Origin of the sequence: Sphingomonas fucosidasi (assembly GCF_036663855.1) — a bacterium.
In the GTDB taxonomy this organism is placed as follows: Bacteria; Pseudomonadota; Alphaproteobacteria; order Sphingomonadales; family Sphingomonadaceae; genus Sphingomonas; species Sphingomonas faeni_B.
Genome location: NZ_JAXOJR010000001.1, coordinates 107,341 through 122,858 on the forward strand (window position 1 = coordinate 107,341; position 15,518 = coordinate 122,858).

At 65.9% G+C, this 15,518-nt stretch carries 15 protein-coding genes; 7 read left to right on the forward strand and 8 right to left on the reverse strand.

Translation table 11 applies throughout. The features are described 5' to 3' along the window. Positions 1 to 79: 79 nt before the first annotated feature. From U1737_RS00495 to U1737_RS00505, 3 genes are read right to left on the reverse strand one after another with little or no spacing between them, the layout of a single operon-like run. Positions 80 to 2,311 carry a xanthine dehydrogenase family protein molybdopterin-binding subunit gene (locus U1737_RS00495; protein WP_332795208.1) on the reverse strand — a complete coding sequence of 744 codons (2,232 nt, stop codon included), beginning with the start codon at positions 2,309 to 2,311 and terminating at the stop codon, positions 80 to 82. A 2-nt stretch (positions 2,312 to 2,313) separates the two neighbouring features. Next, a complete protein-coding gene (locus tag U1737_RS00500) occupies positions 2,314 to 3,294 on the reverse strand; it encodes an FAD binding domain-containing protein (RefSeq protein ID WP_248521239.1) in 981 nt (326 codons plus the stop codon). Then, positions 3,291 to 3,854, reverse strand: a complete 564-nt coding sequence (locus U1737_RS00505; protein ID WP_082441359.1) for a 2Fe-2S iron-sulfur cluster-binding protein — start codon at positions 3,852 to 3,854, stop codon at positions 3,291 to 3,293. The genes U1737_RS00500 and U1737_RS00505 overlap by 4 nt, the downstream gene beginning before the upstream one ends. Positions 3,855 to 3,995: 141 nt before the next feature. Here U1737_RS00505 and U1737_RS00510 point away from each other — a divergent pair, with 141 nt between their 5' ends. Both U1737_RS00510 and U1737_RS00515 read left to right on the forward strand, forming a co-directional pair. Next, positions 3,996 to 5,006: a glycerophosphodiester phosphodiesterase gene (locus tag U1737_RS00510; protein WP_248521493.1), complete on the forward strand. Its 1,011-nt coding sequence runs from the start codon at positions 3,996 to 3,998 to the stop codon at positions 5,004 to 5,006. A gap of 5 nt (positions 5,007 to 5,011) precedes the next feature. Further along, positions 5,012 to 5,290 (forward strand): hypothetical protein, encoded by a 279-nt coding sequence (locus U1737_RS00515; protein ID WP_248521238.1) that lies wholly within the window; start codon positions 5,012 to 5,014, stop codon positions 5,288 to 5,290. A gap of 228 nt (positions 5,291 to 5,518) precedes the next feature. On the opposite strand, the gene U1737_RS00520 is transcribed toward U1737_RS00515, so the two are convergent. Further along, positions 5,519 to 6,184 (reverse strand): TIGR02117 family protein, encoded by a 666-nt coding sequence (locus tag U1737_RS00520; protein WP_248521236.1) that lies wholly within the window; start codon positions 6,182 to 6,184, stop codon positions 5,519 to 5,521. Between the two features lie 22 nt (positions 6,185 to 6,206). On the opposite strand from U1737_RS00520, the gene phhA reads away from it, so the two are divergent. Continuing rightward, on the forward strand, positions 6,207 to 7,085 hold the full coding sequence (gene phhA, locus U1737_RS00525) for a phenylalanine 4-monooxygenase (protein WP_248521235.1): 879 nt from the start codon (positions 6,207 to 6,209) through the stop codon (positions 7,083 to 7,085). 243 nt (positions 7,086 to 7,328) lie between these two features. Here phhA and U1737_RS00530 read toward each other — a convergent pair whose 3' ends face one another. The 4 genes from U1737_RS00530 to U1737_RS00545 form a co-directional block, all read right to left on the reverse strand. Further along, positions 7,329 to 8,276 carry a 50S ribosomal protein L11 methyltransferase gene (locus U1737_RS00530; protein ID WP_332795209.1) on the reverse strand — a complete coding sequence of 316 codons (948 nt, stop codon included), beginning with the start codon at positions 8,274 to 8,276 and terminating at the stop codon, positions 7,329 to 7,331. After that, entirely contained in the window at positions 8,266 to 8,955 is a 690-nt protein-coding gene (locus U1737_RS00535) for an SDR family NAD(P)-dependent oxidoreductase (RefSeq protein ID WP_332795210.1), read from the reverse strand. Before U1737_RS00535 ends, U1737_RS00530 begins: the two co-directional genes overlap by 11 nt. A 69-nt stretch (positions 8,956 to 9,024) precedes the next feature. Continuing rightward, positions 9,025 to 10,764 carry a gamma-glutamyltransferase gene (gene ggt / locus U1737_RS00540; RefSeq protein WP_332795211.1) on the reverse strand — a complete coding sequence of 580 codons (1,740 nt, stop codon included), beginning with the start codon at positions 10,762 to 10,764 and terminating at the stop codon, positions 9,025 to 9,027. A 199-nt stretch (positions 10,765 to 10,963) separates the two neighbouring features. After that, positions 10,964 to 11,989 carry a quinone-dependent dihydroorotate dehydrogenase gene (locus U1737_RS00545; RefSeq protein WP_332795212.1) on the reverse strand — a complete coding sequence of 342 codons (1,026 nt, stop codon included), beginning with the start codon at positions 11,987 to 11,989 and terminating at the stop codon, positions 10,964 to 10,966. A gap of 283 nt (positions 11,990 to 12,272) precedes the next feature. On the opposite strand from U1737_RS00545, the gene U1737_RS00550 reads away from it, so the two are divergent. The 4 genes from U1737_RS00550 to sufC all read left to right on the forward strand — a co-directional run bounded on the left by U1737_RS00550 (position 12,273) and on the right by sufC (position 15,374). Further along, entirely contained in the window at positions 12,273 to 12,701 is a 429-nt protein-coding gene (locus tag U1737_RS00550; RefSeq protein WP_248521226.1) for an SUF system Fe-S cluster assembly regulator, read from the forward strand. A gap of 124 nt (positions 12,702 to 12,825) precedes the next feature. Next, positions 12,826 to 14,316: a Fe-S cluster assembly protein SufB gene (gene sufB / locus U1737_RS00555; protein ID WP_060523826.1), complete on the forward strand. Its 1,491-nt coding sequence runs from the start codon at positions 12,826 to 12,828 to the stop codon at positions 14,314 to 14,316. After that, a complete protein-coding gene (locus U1737_RS00560; RefSeq protein ID WP_332795213.1) occupies positions 14,309 to 14,638 on the forward strand; it encodes an immunity 53 family protein in 330 nt (109 codons plus the stop codon). The genes sufB and U1737_RS00560 overlap by 8 nt, the downstream gene beginning before the upstream one ends. Further along, positions 14,631 to 15,374 (forward strand): Fe-S cluster assembly ATPase SufC, encoded by a 744-nt coding sequence (gene sufC, locus U1737_RS00565; RefSeq protein ID WP_254687880.1) that lies wholly within the window; start codon positions 14,631 to 14,633, stop codon positions 15,372 to 15,374. The genes U1737_RS00560 and sufC overlap by 8 nt, the downstream gene beginning before the upstream one ends. The last annotated feature ends 144 nt before the right edge of the window (positions 15,375 to 15,518 follow it).

A 15,518-nucleotide genomic window follows, 5' to 3' on the forward strand; every position in this document is an offset into this window, starting at 1 on the left:
ATCAAAGCCTTCCCAATTGGGCCCCGGCCTCCGCCGGGGGGGTACTGTTACATGAGGTAAGCTTTACTCAGCTCCGGCCTCAAACAGCCGGCAACTGATCCAGCAGCTTGTCGAGCGTGATCGGGAACTCGCGCACCCGTATCCCCGTTGCATTATACACCGCGTTCGCCACCGCAGCCCCCGCGCCCGAAATCCCCAGCTCGCCGATCCCCTTCGCGTGGATCGGGTTCGCATGGATGTCGCGCTCGTCGACGAAGTGGACGTCCATCTGCGGCACGTCCGCATTGGCCGGCACGTGATATTCGCCGAGATCGTGGTTCACCAGCTTGCCGGTCCGGGTGTCGTGGATCAGGTCCTCGGTCAGCGCGGTGCCGATCCCGAACGTCATCCCGCCGAGGCACTGCGACCGCGCGGTCTTCGCGTTGAGCACGCGCCCCGCCGCGAACGATCCGAGCATCCGCCGCACCCGCGTCTCGCCCGTGATCACGTTGACCGCGACCTCGGCGAAATGCGCGCCGAACCCGGCCTGCGACGTCTCCTTCTCCTGCTTGCCCGGCTTGATGTGCCCGGTAGCCTCGAGCCCCTTGCCGACCAGCTCGCCGATCGGCGTCGAGCGGTTGTCACCGATGGCCTTGCCGTCCTTCAGCGTCAGGCCGTCCTCGTCGACGCCAGCCGCCTTGGCCAGCTTCTCGCGCAGCATCTCGCATGCGAGATACACGGCGGTCCCCGAAGACGCCGCACCCCAGGACCCGCCCGAGCCCGCCGCTGGAGGATCGTTGGTATCACCCAGCGACATCGTGATGTTCTCGACCGGAATGCCCAGGATCTCCGACGCGATCTGTGCCAGGATCGTATAGCTTCCGGTGCCGATATCGGTCATCGCCGACGACACCGTCGCCGAGCCGTCCGGGTGGATCTCGACCTTGGCGGACGATTCCATCATCATGTTGCCGCGCACCGCCGAGGCGACGCCCATGCCGATCAGCCACTCTCCCTCGCGGTGCGTGCCGGCCTTCTGGCGCTTGTCCCAGCCGAACTTCTTCGCACCCTCGTCGAGCGCACGCGTCAGGTTGCGCGACGAATAGGGCACGTCCTTCTCGGGGTCGATTTTCGGATCGTTGCGCTTGCGCAGCTCGATCGGATCCATGCCGAGCTTTTCCGCCAGCTCGTCCATCGCACCCTCGAGCGCGAGCATCCCGACCGCTTCGCCCGGCGCGCGCATCGAGCCCGACAGGACCAGGTTCACGTCGACGAGATCATGCGTGATCAGCCGGTTCTCGCCGCCGTACAACAGATGCGTGCCGATGCCCGCAGGCTCGAAATAATCCTCGGTCGACTGATTCGATGCGAGCGTCTCGTGGCCGATCGCCGACAGCTTGCCCTCGGCATCGGACGCGAGCCGGACGCGCTGCTCGGTATTCGAGCGACGGACGGTCGCCTCGAACACCTGCGGACGCGACATGACCGCCTTGACCGGACGGCCAACCTGCTTGGCCGCGATCGCCGCCGCGACGCTCTCGGGGGCAATGCCGAGCTTCGACCCGAACCCGCCGCCGATATAGCGCGCGACGATCCGGCATTTCTTCTCCGAAATGCCGAGCGACTTGGCGAGTTGCTGCGCGTCCGACGTCGGCATCTGGTACGCACCGTACAGCGTCAGCGAGCCGTCCTCTTCCCACACCGCGGTCGAGGCATGCGGCTCCATCGCTGCCGAATTCTGGCTCGGCGTGACATAGGTCGAATCGATCGTCACCGCCGCATTGGCCATCGCCGTGTCGACATCGCCCTGCTTGAAATGCGCAGGCGCAGCATCGTCGGGCGGGGTCCGCGTCTCGTCGCGGTGCGCGGCGAAGTCATACTGCCCCTCCGCCTCGTCATACTCGATCGGCAGCCGCGCCGCCGCATCGCGCGCGACCTCGAAGCTTTCGGCGAGCACGATCGCCACGATCTGGCCGAAGAACGCGATGTCCTTCACGCCCTGCGTCGGTGCATCGGTCGCGCCGCCCTGCGCCGAGACGCGGATGAACTGGTCGAAGTCGGTGACGACGTCGATCACGCCGGGGATCGCCTTGACCGCATCGACGTCGATCGAGACCACCTTGCCCGCCGAGATCTTCGTGCCGACCAGCACGCCGTACGCCATGTTGTCGAACTGGTATTCCGCCGCATAGGTCGCCGTGCCGGTGACCTTCAGCGGCCCGTCGATCCGGTCGAGCGGCTTGCCGATGACGCCCTGTACGCCCGTATCCAGCAACGAGTCCGGATGTGGCTTGTCCATCGTCAGGCTATTCGTAGTGCCAAAACCGAACATGCTTATGCTCCCGTGACGTTGCGCAACGTCGCAATCAGCGTGCGACGGGCGAGGGGGATCTTGAAGTCATTCGAGCCATAGCCTTTGGCATCGGCAAGCAGCGCGGTTGCGGCAGCTTCGAACACGGCATCGGACGGCGCCTTGCCGACCAGAGCGGCCTCGACCGCCGGGTTGCGCCACGGCATCGGCCCGAGGCCGCCGAACGCGAGCGAGGCCGACGCGATCACGCCGTCTTGCACATCGACGATCGCCGCCACCGAGACCAGCGCGAACGCGTACGAGGCACGATCGCGCACCTTGCGGTATTCCTGCTTGCCCTTGGGCGGCGCTGGCAGTTCGATGTGCGTGATCAGTTCACCCGCTTCGAGCGCGTTCTCGATCTGCGGCGTATCGCCCGGCAGGCGATAGAAATCGTGGATCGAAATCCGCCGACGGTCGCCATCCGCCTTCAGCGTCACGATCGTCGCGTCGAGCGCACGCATCGCCACCGCCATATCGCTCGGATGTGTCGCGATGCAATGCTCGCTCGTCCCCAAGATCGCGAGGATACGGTTATAGCCACCGATCGCCGAACAGCCGCTGCCCGGCTCGCGCTTGTTGCACGCCGCGGCCGTGTCGTAGAAATAATAGCACCGCGTCCGCTGGAGCAGATTGCCCCCGGTCGACGCCTTGTTACGCAACTGGCCCGAGGCACCCGCCAGCAATGCCCGGCTCAGCACTTCGTACTTGGCGACGACGCGACGGTCGGCGGCGAGATCGCTGTTCGGCACCAGCGCACCGATCGTCAGCCCGCCATCCTCACGCTCCTCGATCTTCGCGAGATCGAGCCGCGAGATATCAACGAGCTTGTCCGGCGTCTCGACCTGCAGCTTCATCAGGTCGAGCAGGTTCGTGCCGCCCGCGATGAACTTCGCGCCATTGGTATCGATGTCCTTGACGGCCGCTTCCGGCGTCGCGGGCTTTTCATAGGTGAAGGTCTTCATGCCACCAGCTCCCCGCGTGCGTTGGCTTCCATCGCGGCGTCCTTCTCGTCCGCGGTCCGGCCTGCGGGCTCGGCACCACCGACTTCACGGATCGCATCGACGATGTTCGGGTACGCGGCGCAACGGCACAGATTGCCGCTCATCCGCTCCGAAATCTCGGCATCGTCGAACTTCGGATCGGTCAGGTCGCCCGACGCATGGCTTGCCCAGCCCTTCTTGACCTCGTCGAGCATGCCGACCGCCGAACAGATCTGCCCCGGCGTGCAATAGCCGCACTGATAGCCGTCATGCCGCACGAACGCGTCCTGCAACGCGTGGAGGTTGCCGGGCTGGCCGATCCCTTCGATCGTCGTGATCTCGTCGTCCTGATGCATTACCGCGAGCGTCAGGCAGGAATTGACGCGACGGCCGTTGATCAGCACCGTGCACGCCCCGCACTGGCCATGATCGCAGCCCTTCTTCGAGCCCGTCAGCCCGAGATGCTCGCGGCAAAGGTCGAGTACCGACGTACGAATATCGGGCTCGGCGTCATATGATTGACCATTGATCGTGAAATGCATGGCGGTGCCCCTGGTTGAATGTGCCGGGAATGTACGGATTTCGAGGACTCAACGCCGATGCGCTCAATCGTTTCCTATTGCGACAGGCTCTCACACATCGGTGCGCTGGCGCTCGTCGCAGCAAGCGGGCAAGCTGCCGCGATGACGCCAGCTTCTCCCCGATTATCGCCTCCGATCGTCATTGCGCACCGAGGCGCGAGCGGGCTCCGGCCCGAGCATACGCTGGCGGCCTATTCGCTCGCGATCGACCAGGGCGCGGACTTCATCGAGCCCGATCTGGTGCCGACCAAGGACGACGTGCTCGTCGCGCGGCACGAGAATAACATCGCCGACACGACCGACGTCGCCGACCACCCCGAGTTCGCCGCGCGCAAAACCACGAAGACGATCGACGGCCAGACGATGACCGGCTGGTTCGTCGAGGACTTCACGCTCGCCGAACTGAAGACGCTGCGCGCGAAGGAACGCCTGCCCAAGCTCCGCCCGGCCAACACCGCCTATGATGGCCAGTTCCAGATTCCGACGCTCGCCGAGATCATCGCGCTCGCCAAGCGCCGCTCGACCGAGACGGGCCGGACGATCGGCATCTATCCCGAGACCAAGCATCCGACCTATTTCGCGAAGATCGGCCACCCGACCGACGCGAAGCTGGTCGCCGAACTCCGCGAGGCGGGCTGGGATTCAGCGAAGGCACCGGTCTTCATCCAGTCGTTCGAAGTCGCCAACCTCCAGCGCCTCCACACGATGACCAAGGTCCGCCTGATCCAGCTGATGGCCCGGGAGGGCGCCCCCGCCGATGGCGCGCAGCCGAGCTATGCGGCGATGATCACGCCAGCCGGCCTCAAGGCGGTCGCGGCCTATGCGTATGGGATCGGCCCCGACAAGGCGATGCTCTGGACCGACGCTACCCCAACGACGCTGGTCGCCGACGCGCACGCCGCCGGACTGCGCGTTCACCCCTGGACCTACCGCGCCGAAAACTACTTCGAACCGACCCGCTTCCGCCGCGGCACCGACCCCGCGGCGCACGGCGACATCGCAGCCGAGATCGACGCCGGCCTCGCGCAAGGTATCGACGGATTCTTCACCGATTTTCCGCTATACGGTGCCCAAGCGCGCGACCGAGCCCGGGAACCGCACGCGCAGGAGTGAAGTAAATGCGTAAATGTCTTCCCGTGCTGGCGCTGCTGCCGTTCCTCGTAAGCGGCTGCATCAGCACCGCGGCCTCGATCGTGAAGGCGCCGTTCCAGGTCGCCGGCAAGGCGGTCGACTGGACCACCACCAGCCAGGAAGAATCGGACCGCAACTACGGCAAGAAGATGCGCAAGCAGGAAGCCGAAGAGGGCAAACAGCGCAAGGAACTGGCGAAACGCTGCAAGAAGGACCCCCAGCGCTCGGAATGCGGCCAGTACCAGGGCTACCGCGCAGGGAATTGACCGGTCCCTAACCCCAAAAACCACCCCGGCGGAGGCCGGGGCCCAATTGGGGGACGTTGCTGACGACGCACTGCGCGCGGTTACCGCTGTTTCCCAATTGGGCCCCGGCCTCCGCCGGGGTGGTGGCCCGAGCAACTGCTCCGCCCCCTCCTTGTTCTCCCGCGAAGGCGGGAGCCCAGCCTGGACTCCCGCCTTCGCGGGAGAACAATCTAGCGGGCAGGACAGCCCCTAAAACCACTCCATCACAGTAACCGGAAACGGCGTCCACCACCCAACCCGCACCCCCGCAAATCGCAGGGCATCCCCCGTCCAGCTGTTACACGTCCGAACCGCGCTATACCGCCCGTTAGCCTCGTAAAACGCGTCATAACCCGCATACCCAGGATACCGCGCACCCCCGTCGCGAAAGCTCGCGCGGATATACGCCGCCAGCCGCCGATACTGCGCCGGCGTCACCACGATCTCCCGAGCCCCATCCCCCGCCCGTGGCCTCGGCAGATGATCGACATGCACCAACGTCCGATCACTCCCGACCGCCGAAGCAACCACCGTCCGCAGCTTCACGTCCGCCCAGGTCGGTGTCTCCAGGTAGAAGCTCTTCTCTCCCCACCCGAACGACACATGATCAAACGCGCCATAGCGAGGATCGCGCAGATCCTCCGCCCGAGCCACCCCGCGCCAATCGACCCCGGCGGCCATTTTCGGCACGATGATCCCGGTATGCACGCCGTTGCTCTCGACGAAGATGTGCACCCCCTCGGCAGGGGGCCGCCAATCGCGATTGCTGGGGATCGACCCGCCGACCAGCCCCGCCACCGCATAGCTCGCGACCACCCCGAACACGGCGGCGATCGCCCATGAAATCCACTTAACCCAACGCGTTTCCGTCTTCATTCCGTCATGCTAGACCAAGCCCATGGCCAATGACACGCACGTACTGAGCACTCCGCCCGAAGGCGCCCCCGACTGGACGATCCCGCAGAACTGGGCGGCCTATACCGCCGAGGATCACGCGACCTGGGACACGCTGTTCGCGCGCCAGTCGAAGCTGCTCCCCGGCCGCGCCTCGAACGCGTGGCTGCGCGGGCTCGATGTATTGAAGCTGTCGAAGCCCGGCATCCCCGATTTCGAGGAACTGTCCGAGCGCCTGACGAAGCTCACGGGCTGGTCGGTCGTCGCGGTGCCCGGGCTCGTCCCCGACGACGTGTTCTTCGACCACATGGCCAACCGGCGGTTCGTGGCCGGCAACTTCATTCGTCGGCCCAACCAGCTCGACTACCTCCAGGAGCCCGACGTGTTTCACGACGTGTTCGGCCACGTGCCGATGCTCGCCGATCCGGTGTTCGCGGATTACCTCGCCGCCTACGGTCGCGGCGGTCAGCGCGCGCTCGGCCTCGATGCGCTGAAATATCTCGGGCGGCTCTATTGGTACACGGTCGAGTTCGGCCTGATCGCGGAGCCCGAGGGCCTGCGCATCTACGGCTCGGGCATCGTCTCCAGCTACGCCGAAACCCGCTTCGCGCTCGACGATCCGAGCCCCAACCGGATCGCGCTCGATCTCGCCCGGGTGATGCGGACCGAATACCGGATCGACGATTTCCAGCAGAACTACTTCGTGATTCCGAGCTTCGACGAGTTGCTGCGGCTGACGGTAGAGACGGATTTCGCGCCATTGTATGAGGAGCTGAAGGCGCTGCCGGATATCCCGGTGGCGCGGATCGAGCCGGGGGATGTGGTCATCACTGAGGGTACGCAAGACTACGCGAACGCAAAGGTGGCCGCGGAGACCGCATAAAAGCCTCCCTCACAGAGGCCACTACCCCGGCGGAGGCCGGGGCCCAGTTGGGATAGCGGTGCGGTTCTATCTCAAGGCTTCACCCAACTGGGCCCCGGCCTTCGCCGGGGTGGTGTCAGAGATGGGGTAAGGGCAACCTTTGCAAACTTGTTCCCCCGCGAAGGCGGGGGCCCAGACTGGACCCCCGCCTTCGCGGGGGAACGTTCTTCTGAGGGAAGGGCAGCTCTCAGATTTCCGCACCCCTCAAATATCGAGTGCCCACCCATCGCGACCCTTGGGATCGAACGGCCCATCGGCCACGAACCGCTCAACCCCAGCCTTTAACCGAAGCACACTCCAATCCCCCCGCCGGTCGACCGCCTCGAGCGAGCAGCCGCAAGCCTCATACGCCGCCACGACTCCGGCACGCTGGGTCTCCAGCAACCCGGCTAGAACGATCGTTGCTCGCGCATCCGCAATCGACGCGATTTCCGGCGCCATCGACACCAACGGCCCAGCCAGAATATTCGCGATCACCAGATCATACGGCGCGCGCGTCACGATCGCCTCGTCCAACGTGCCGTCAGCGACCACCAGATCGATCCCCGAGACCCTATTCAACGCCGCATTCTCGCACGTAACGTCGATCGAGACCGGATCGATATCCGTCCCCATCACCTTGGCCCCAGGCCAAAGATGCGCCGCCGCAAACGCGAGCAAACCCGTCCCCGTCCCGATATCGATGACGTTCGCAAAGTTCTCGTCCGCCAACCCGTCGAGCATCGCCAGACACCCGCTGGTCGTCTCGTGATGCCCCGTCCCGAACGCGCGGCTGGCTTCGATCAGAAAAGCCCGCTTGTCCGCCGGCACCGCGCCCGCATGCGCCCCGGTATGCACGAAGAACCGCCCCACCGACAAAGGCTCCAGCCCAGCCTGGCTCATCGTCACCCAATCCGCATCGCCCAACCGCTCGACCGCGATCTCGGCCCCGGCCGCACTCGGCACCAGCGCGCGTACCGCTGCGACCGTGTCGGCGGCCGGCTCATGTTCGAAATACGCATCGAGCCGCCACGATTCGACGTCGTCCTCGATCTCCTCGGTGGTCATCAGCACCGCGTCGCCCGGAATCGCGTTACCCAGATCGCCACTCGCATCGATCGCCTCCGCCTCCGCTCGCGTGCAGGGGAGGGTGAGCTTCCAACTATCGGACATAGCTGGCCCCATTCACATCGATCACGGACCCGGTCATCGAGGCCGGCGCCTCCAGCGCGCAATAGCGGGCGACCGACGCGATCTCGGCGGGCTCCGCGACCTTGCCGAGCGGAATATCCGCCAGCAACGCATCGCCCCCGCGGCTCGCCAGATACTCCTCCGCCATCCCGGTCATCGTGAAGCCCGGACACACCGCGAACGCCAGGATGCCTTCGCGCGCATACCCTCGAGCGATGGTCTTGGTCATCGCCACCATCCCCGCCTTCGACGCGGCATAATGCCAGTGCGCGGGCGAGTCCCCGCGATACGCCGCCCGGCTCGCGATATTGACGATCCGCCCACCGACGCCCCTCGATTGCCAATGCAGCACTGCCAACCGGCACAATTCGGCCGACGCGGTCAGGTTGACCCGCATCGTCCGCTCCCATTGCGCGGTCCAGTCGTCCGCGCCCAGCGGGCTAGCCTCGAACACCCCCGCATTGTTGATCAGCACGTCGATCGTACCGCCAGCCTGCTCCAGCGCGGCGTTCCACAACGCAGTCGGCGCCGCAGGGTCGGCGAAGTCGGCCGGGATGCCGCTGGCGGTCCCATGCCCAATGACGGCTGCGCCAGCGTCGGTCAGCGCAGAATGGATGGCGGCGCCTATGCCGCGGCTCGAACCTGTTAGGAGAATAGACATGCCCTCCCTTTAGCGGGCGATGCCGTCCGTGTCCCAGGCGATGCTCCCGCCCATTGGCTGTTTTCCGTCTTATTCCGGCGCGCGCTGCAGGACGCCGACGCGCCGGATCCGGGATATCGTGCCGTCCTGACTCATCGCGACGCCTTCGCTGCGCGGGTCCGCGGCGCCGATCCATTTGCCGCCGACGCGCTCGATCGCGTTCGCTTTCAGGCCCAGCGGCGTCACTCGCACTGTTTCGCCGAGCGCCTCCAGGGCGGGGATCATCGCCTCGATCTGCGTACCCTTTTCCGCCGCGGCGACGTGGCCGGGGGCGTAGAGCAACCCCAGCGCGATCGAGTCCTGCGCGGACAATTTCCAGTCGACCACGCCGATGATCGCCTTGGCCACCTGCGCGATGATCGTCGAGCCGCCTGCCGCGCCGACTGCGAGCCGGACCTTGCCGTCGGGGCCGTAGACGATCGTCGGCGCCATCGAGCTGCGCGGACGCTTGCCGCCCTCGACGCGGTTGGCGACGAGCGCGCCGTTCTTTTCGGGGACGATATCGAAATCGGTCAACTGGTTGTTGAGCACGGTGCCGTCGACGGTGATGCCGGACCCGAAATAGCCCTCGACGGTGGTGGTTACCTCGACGACGTTGCCGCGTGCGTCGGCCACCGCGAGATCCGTCGTGCCAGGAACTTCGCTGACCGGCGCGGGGGCGCGGGCGGGGGCGCCGGGAGGCGTGCCGGGCGCGACGGTCGCCATGGTCGTCGCGGGCGAAATCAACGCCGAGCGTGCCGCTAGATAGACGGGGTCGAGCATGCCCTTGATCGGCACGCGGACGAAATCGGGATCCCCGACGTAAAGGTCGCGGTCGGCATAAGCGAGGCGCGAGGATTCGGCGAACACATGCCAGGCCTGCGCGCTGTCCTTGCCGAGTTTCCCCATGTCGAAGCGTTCGAGCTGTTTCAGGATCATCAGCACGGTCAGGCCACCGGACGACGGGGGGCCCATCCCGCAGACCTGGTAGACGCGGTATTTGATGCAGACCGGCGGGCGGTTCTTCGCGTCGTAGCTCGCGAGATCGCCGGTCGTCATCTTCGAGGGGTTGCGCGCGGCGGTGTTGACTGCGGTGACGATCTTCTGCGCCTCGGGCCCGACGTAGAAGCTGTCGGGGCCTTGTGTGGCGATGCGTTGGAGCAGCGCGGCCTGCGCGGGGTTCTTCACCGTGTCACCGACGGCGACAGGCGTGCCGTCTGCTTTCGAGAACAGCGCACGCGTCTCGGGCGTCACATGGCCGCCATATGCCGCCATGCCGTTGACGAGACGCGGCGTAACCTGGAACCCGTTGGTCGCGATCCGGATCGCAGGGGCGAACAGCCGCGCCCAGGGGAGCTTGCCCGACGCGCGGTGCGCGAGCGCCATGCCGCGGAGCGCGCCGGGGATGCCGACGCTGCGGCCGCCGGGAACCGCGTCGCGGTGGCTCAGCGGGGTACCGTCGGGGGCGTAGAACCAGCGCGCATCGGCGGCGGCCGGCGCGGTCTCGCGTGCGTCGATCGTGCTGAGCGCGCCGCCGGCCGCATGGCTGACCCAGAAGCTGCCGCCGCCGATCCCCGAGCTCTGCGGCTCGACGACGTTGAGCGCGAGCATCGTCGCGATCGCCGCGTCGGTGGCGCTGCCGCCGGCGCGGAGGATCTCGACGCCGGCGGCGGCTGCGCGGGGGTCGGCGGCGCTGACCATGCCTTGGTCTTTGGGAGCGGGGGCGGGTTGGCGCGCGTCTGCGGTGGCGACGGGGACGAGGAGGGCGAGCGCAAGGAGAGAGGTCTTCATCGCCGGCGAGCGTAGCGCGGTTCGGGTATGAGGCAAGTCGTCTTGCTCCGTTGCGATCCTCCCCCGCCAAGGGGAGGTGGCGCCGAAGGCGACGGAGGGGGAGGAACTCGCAACCGCGAGGAACTCGCAACCGCGGTAATTCTAACCTCCCCCTCCGTCAGGCAAGCGCCTGCCACCTCCCCCTAGCGGGGGAGGATCGTTAAGCGTCGACCCCCACCGCGTCGGCGATCTTCGCAAACCCGTCGCGCGTCAGCAGTTCGTCCAGCTCGCGGAGGATGCGGGCGGGGAGGCCGGGGCCTTCGTACACCAAAGCGGTGTAGAGCTGGACGAGGCTCGCGCCGGCGCGGAGGCGGGCATAGGCTTCGGCGCCGCTGTCGATGCCGCCGACCGAGATCAGGGGGATCGCTGCGCCGGTGGCCTTGCGGAAGTCGGCCAGGCGTTGGCGGGCTAGCGAAGCTAGTGGCGCGCCGGAGAGGCCGCCGGTTTCCTTGGCGTTGGCCGAGCGCAGGCCGGGGCGGGAGATCGTCGTGTTGTTGACGATCAGCGCGTCGATGCGGTTGTCGAGGGCGGCGCGGGCGATGTCGTCGATGTCGGTGGGGTCGAGATCGGGGGCGACCTTGAGGAAGATCGGCGTGGTGCCCTTGGCAGCGGTGCAGGCGGCGAGCAGCTCGCGGAGTGCGGCGCCGTGCTGGAGGTCGCGGAGGCCGGGGGTGTTGGGGGAGCTGATGTTTATGGTGATGTAGTCGGCGTGGGGTGCGGCACGGGTGACGCCGTGGACATAGTCGGCGGTGCGGTCGGTCGCGTTCTTGTTCGCGCCGACGTTGATGCCGAGGATGCCGTTGCGCTTTGCGCTCTGTGCACGGGGAAGCGCGCCATCGAGGCCGCCGTTGTTGAAGCCCAGGCGGTTGATGACGGCGCGGTCTTCGGGGAGGCGGAAGATGCGGGGCTTCGGGTTGCCTGGCTGCGCGAGCGGCGTGAGCGTGCCGATCTCGACGCTGCCGAGGCCGAGCCCGAAGAAGCCGTCGATCGCGCGGCCGTCCTTGTCGACGCCAGCTGCAAGGCCGACGGGGTTGGGGAAGGTGATCCCCGCAACCGTCGTCGCGAGCCGCGGTACGTTCGGAGCTAGGGGCGTGCCGGTGCGGCCCCATGCGGCGAGCGCGGCGATGGTCAGGCTATGCGCGCGCTCGGCGTCGAGGCGGAACAGGATCGGGTGGTAGAAGGCCATGGCTCGTCCTTGCGTTCCGCGGGGGGAGCGTCAAGCCTTGGACCGCCGGGCATGTCTTGCTCCGTAAATCTACATTGTCCGACCTCCCAACCCGTCACCCCCGCGAAAGCTGGGGTCTCCCCGTTCAAGCCACTCGACCCGAACCGGGAGACCCCAGCTTTCGCTGGGGTGACGACGCGATCCAGTTGCGAGTCGTTAGCACCGCCCGCCGGGTTGACGATGCACTGCACAAAGCCCATTTGATCAATCGGATCATATCGGTCCGATTGGACTCTAAGCCACTATGCGTCTCTCCAGCCTAGCCGACTATGCGGTCGTGATGATGAGCGCCGCGGCGCGTCATTGCGGCGGTATCGCGCGGCTGAACGCGACGCTGCTCAGCGAGGAGACCGGCGTGCCGTTGCCGACCGTGCAGAAGCTGGTGAGCCGTCTGTCCGCCGCGGGGCTGATCGAGAGCACACGCGGTACTGGTGGTGGCTTTCGCCTGTCCCGCCCGCCCGCTATGATCTCGCTCGCCGACATCATCGAGGCGGTCGAGGGGCCGATCGCGCTGACCGCCTGCGTCGACGGCGCCTCGCAGGATTGCTGTATCGACCAGAGCTGTCGCGTGAAACCGCACTGGAACGCGGTCAACGGGGCGGTCCGCGGAGCGCTCGCCGGCGTGTCGCTCGCTAGTCTTTCGCAAGCCCCCCTTTCGCAGGTGCCCGCATGACGCGCGTAGCGCCCTACCCCTTCCTCAGCGATCTCTGCGCCTCTGCGCGCAAAATTTCTTGTTCGCGCAGAGGCGCAGAGATCGCCGAGTTTTTTGAGAGCCGCGTTGCGGCGGAGATGGAATGATGGCTACCCGGAACGCAGAGGCTTACGCCGCCGCGAACAAGACGTACGAGTGGGGCTTCTCCTCGGACATCGAACAGGAATTCGCGCCCAAGGGCCTGTCTGAAGACACGGTGCGCTTCATTTCCGCCAAGAAGGGCGAGCCGCAGTGGATGCTCGACTGGCGGCTGAAGGCGTTCGCCTTGTGGCAGACGATGGAGGCGCCCGACTGGTCGAAGCTCAACGTGCCGCCGATCGATTACCAGGATGCGTATTATTACGCGGAGCCCAAGGCGAAGCCGAAGCTCGGGTCGCTCGACGAGGTCGATCCTGAGATCCTGCGCGTCTACGAAAAGCTCGGCATTCCGATCGGTGAGCAGAAAATGCTGGCAGGCGTGGTCGAGGATCCGCTGAACGAGGACGGCACGCCCAAGCGCCGCGTCGCGGTGGATGCGGTGTTCGACAGCGTCTCGGTCGCGACGACGTTCCGCAAGGAGCTTGAGGCTGCGGGCGTGATCTTCCGGTCGATCTCCGAGGCGATCAAGGAATATCCCGAGCTCGTCCGGAAATGGCTCGGCAAGGTCGTGCCGCAGCGCGACAATTACTTTGCGACGTTGAACTCGGCAGTCTTCTCCGACGGCACGTTCGTCTACATCCCGGAGGGTGTGCGTTGCCCGATGGAGCTGTCGACGTACTTCCGTATCAACGCGGAGAATACCGGGCAGTTCGAGCGCACGCTGATCGTGGCGGACAAGGGCTCGTACGTCTCGTACCTCGAAGGCTGCACCGCGCCGATGCGCGATGAGAACCAGTTGCATGCGGCCGTGGTCGAGTTGGTCGTGCTCGACGATGCCGAGATCAAATATTCGACCGTGCAGAACTGGTATCCGGGCGACGAGAACGGCGTTGGCGGGATCTACAATTTCGTCACCAAGCGCGCGCTTTGCCAGGGCAAGAACTCGAAGGTCAGCTGGACGCAGGTCGAGACCGGCAGCGCGATCACGTGGAAATACCCCTCGTGCGTGCTGCTCGGCGATGGATCGGTCGGCGAGTTCTATTCGGTCGCGGTGACGAACAATCGCCAGCAGGCCGATACCGGCACGAAGATGATCCACCTCGGCAAGAATACGCGATCGACGATCGTGTCGAAGGGGATTTCGGCCGGGCGATCGGACAACACGTACCGCGGGCTGGTGCGCGTCGCGCCGACCGCGGAGGGCGTGCGGAATTTCACGCAGTGCGACAGCCTGCTGCTCGGCGACCAGTGCGGCGCGCATACCGTGCCGTACATCGAGGTCCGCAACCCGTCCGCGCAGATCGAGCATGAGGCGACGACATCGAAGATCTCCGAGGACCAGCTGTTCTACGCGATGTCGCGCGGGCTGGACCAGGAGGCGGCGGTCGCGTTGATTGTCAATGGCTTCGCGAGGGAAGTGCTGCAGCAGCTGCCGATGGAGTTCGCGGTCGAAGCGCAGAAGCTACTGGGGATTTCGCTGGAGGGTAGTGTTGGCTGACGATCCGCTCTCTTGGCTTCAAAGTTTCTATCGAAGTCTTTGTGACGGAGATTGGGAGCATTCCTTCGGCTGCGACATTGGAAACGTGGATAATCCAGGTTGGACCCTGACGTTTGATCTGACGGATACCGATTTTCAATCGCATCTCTTGGATCGTTGCAAAGAAGAGCGATCAGAGGACGACTGGCTCCATTACTGGAAAGAGGACGTCAAATTCGAGGGTCGCTGTGGTCCCGAAAATCTTTCCGAGTTGCTGACCCGGTTTCGGCATTTCATCGACGGCGTTGCCGCGAAAAAAGTTACGGAATTTCAAAATGCTTAAAATTGAAAACCTTCACGCCGAGATCGACGGCAAGGAAATCCTCAAGGGCCTGTCGCTCACCGTGAACGCGGGCGAGGTGCACGCGATCATGGGGCCGAACGGGGCGGGCAAGTCGACGCTGGGCTATGTGCTCGGCGGGCGGCCCGGCTATGAGGTCACCGCGGGCTCGGTCACGTTCGACGGCGTCGACCTGCTCGAACTGGAGGCGCACGAGCGCGCCGCGGCGGGCGTGTTCCTCGGCTTCCAGTATCCGGTCGAGATCCCCGGCGTGTCGAACGTCCAGTTTTTGCGCGAGGCGCTCAACGCCCAGCGCGCCACGCGGGACGAGAAGCCGTTGTCGGGGGGCGAATTCCTGAAGCTCGCGCGCGGGCAGGCGGATCTGCTCGGCATGGATTACGACATGCTCAAGCGGCCGGTGAACGTCGGCTTTTCGGGCGGCGAGAAGAAGCGCAACGAGATGGTCCAGATGGGCATCGTCAACCCAAAGTTCGCGATCCTCGACGAGACCGATTCGGGGCTCGACATCGATGCGCTGCGCGTCGTCGGCGACGGCATCAACCGCATCATGCGCGCGCCCGACAAGGCGGTGCTGCTGATCACGCACTACCAGCGGTTGCTCGATTATGTGGAGCCGGACTTCGTGCACGTGCTGGCGGACGGGCGGATCGTGCGCTCGGGCGGCAAGGAACTGGCGCAGCAGCTGGAGAGCGAAGGCTATGTGGGGATCGCCGCATGAGCGTGCTGTCGCAAATCCTCCCCGGCACGGGGAGGGGGACCAGCGAAGCTGGTGGAGGGGGTTCTCCACTGGACGTAGCGCCCGTGGAAGCCCCCCTCCACCCCGCCGCTACGCGTCGCGGTCCCCCTCCCCGTGCCGGGGAGG

Coding starts and splice junctions, on each gene's coding strand:
- U1737_RS00495 (WP_332795208.1), bottom strand. CDS start 2,311: ATGTTCGGTTTTGGCACTACGAATAGCCTGACGATGGACAAGCCACAT.
- U1737_RS00500 (WP_248521239.1), bottom strand. CDS start 3,294: ATGAAGACCTTCACCTATGAAAAGCCCGCGACGCCGGAAGCGGCCGTC.
- U1737_RS00505 (WP_082441359.1), bottom strand. CDS start 3,854: ATGCATTTCACGATCAATGGTCAATCATATGACGCCGAGCCCGATATT.
- U1737_RS00510 (WP_248521493.1), top strand. CDS start 3,996: ATGACGCCAGCTTCTCCCCGATTATCGCCTCCGATCGTCATTGCGCAC.
- U1737_RS00515 (WP_248521238.1), top strand. CDS start 5,012: ATGCGTAAATGTCTTCCCGTGCTGGCGCTGCTGCCGTTCCTCGTAAGC.
- U1737_RS00520 (WP_248521236.1), bottom strand. CDS start 6,184: ATGAAGACGGAAACGCGTTGGGTTAAGTGGATTTCATGGGCGATCGCC.
- phhA (WP_248521235.1), top strand. CDS start 6,207: ATGGCCAATGACACGCACGTACTGAGCACTCCGCCCGAAGGCGCCCCC.
- U1737_RS00530 (WP_332795209.1), bottom strand. CDS start 8,276: ATGTCCGATAGTTGGAAGCTCACCCTCCCCTGCACGCGAGCGGAGGCG.
- U1737_RS00535 (WP_332795210.1), bottom strand. CDS start 8,955: ATGTCTATTCTCCTAACAGGTTCGAGCCGCGGCATAGGCGCCGCCATC.
- ggt (WP_332795211.1), bottom strand. CDS start 10,764: ATGAAGACCTCTCTCCTTGCGCTCGCCCTCCTCGTCCCCGTCGCCACC.
- U1737_RS00545 (WP_332795212.1), bottom strand. CDS start 11,989: ATGGCCTTCTACCACCCGATCCTGTTCCGCCTCGACGCCGAGCGCGCG.
- U1737_RS00550 (WP_248521226.1), top strand. CDS start 12,273: ATGCGTCTCTCCAGCCTAGCCGACTATGCGGTCGTGATGATGAGCGCC.
- sufB (WP_060523826.1), top strand. CDS start 12,826: ATGGCTACCCGGAACGCAGAGGCTTACGCCGCCGCGAACAAGACGTAC.
- sufC (WP_254687880.1), top strand. CDS start 14,631: ATGCTTAAAATTGAAAACCTTCACGCCGAGATCGACGGCAAGGAAATC.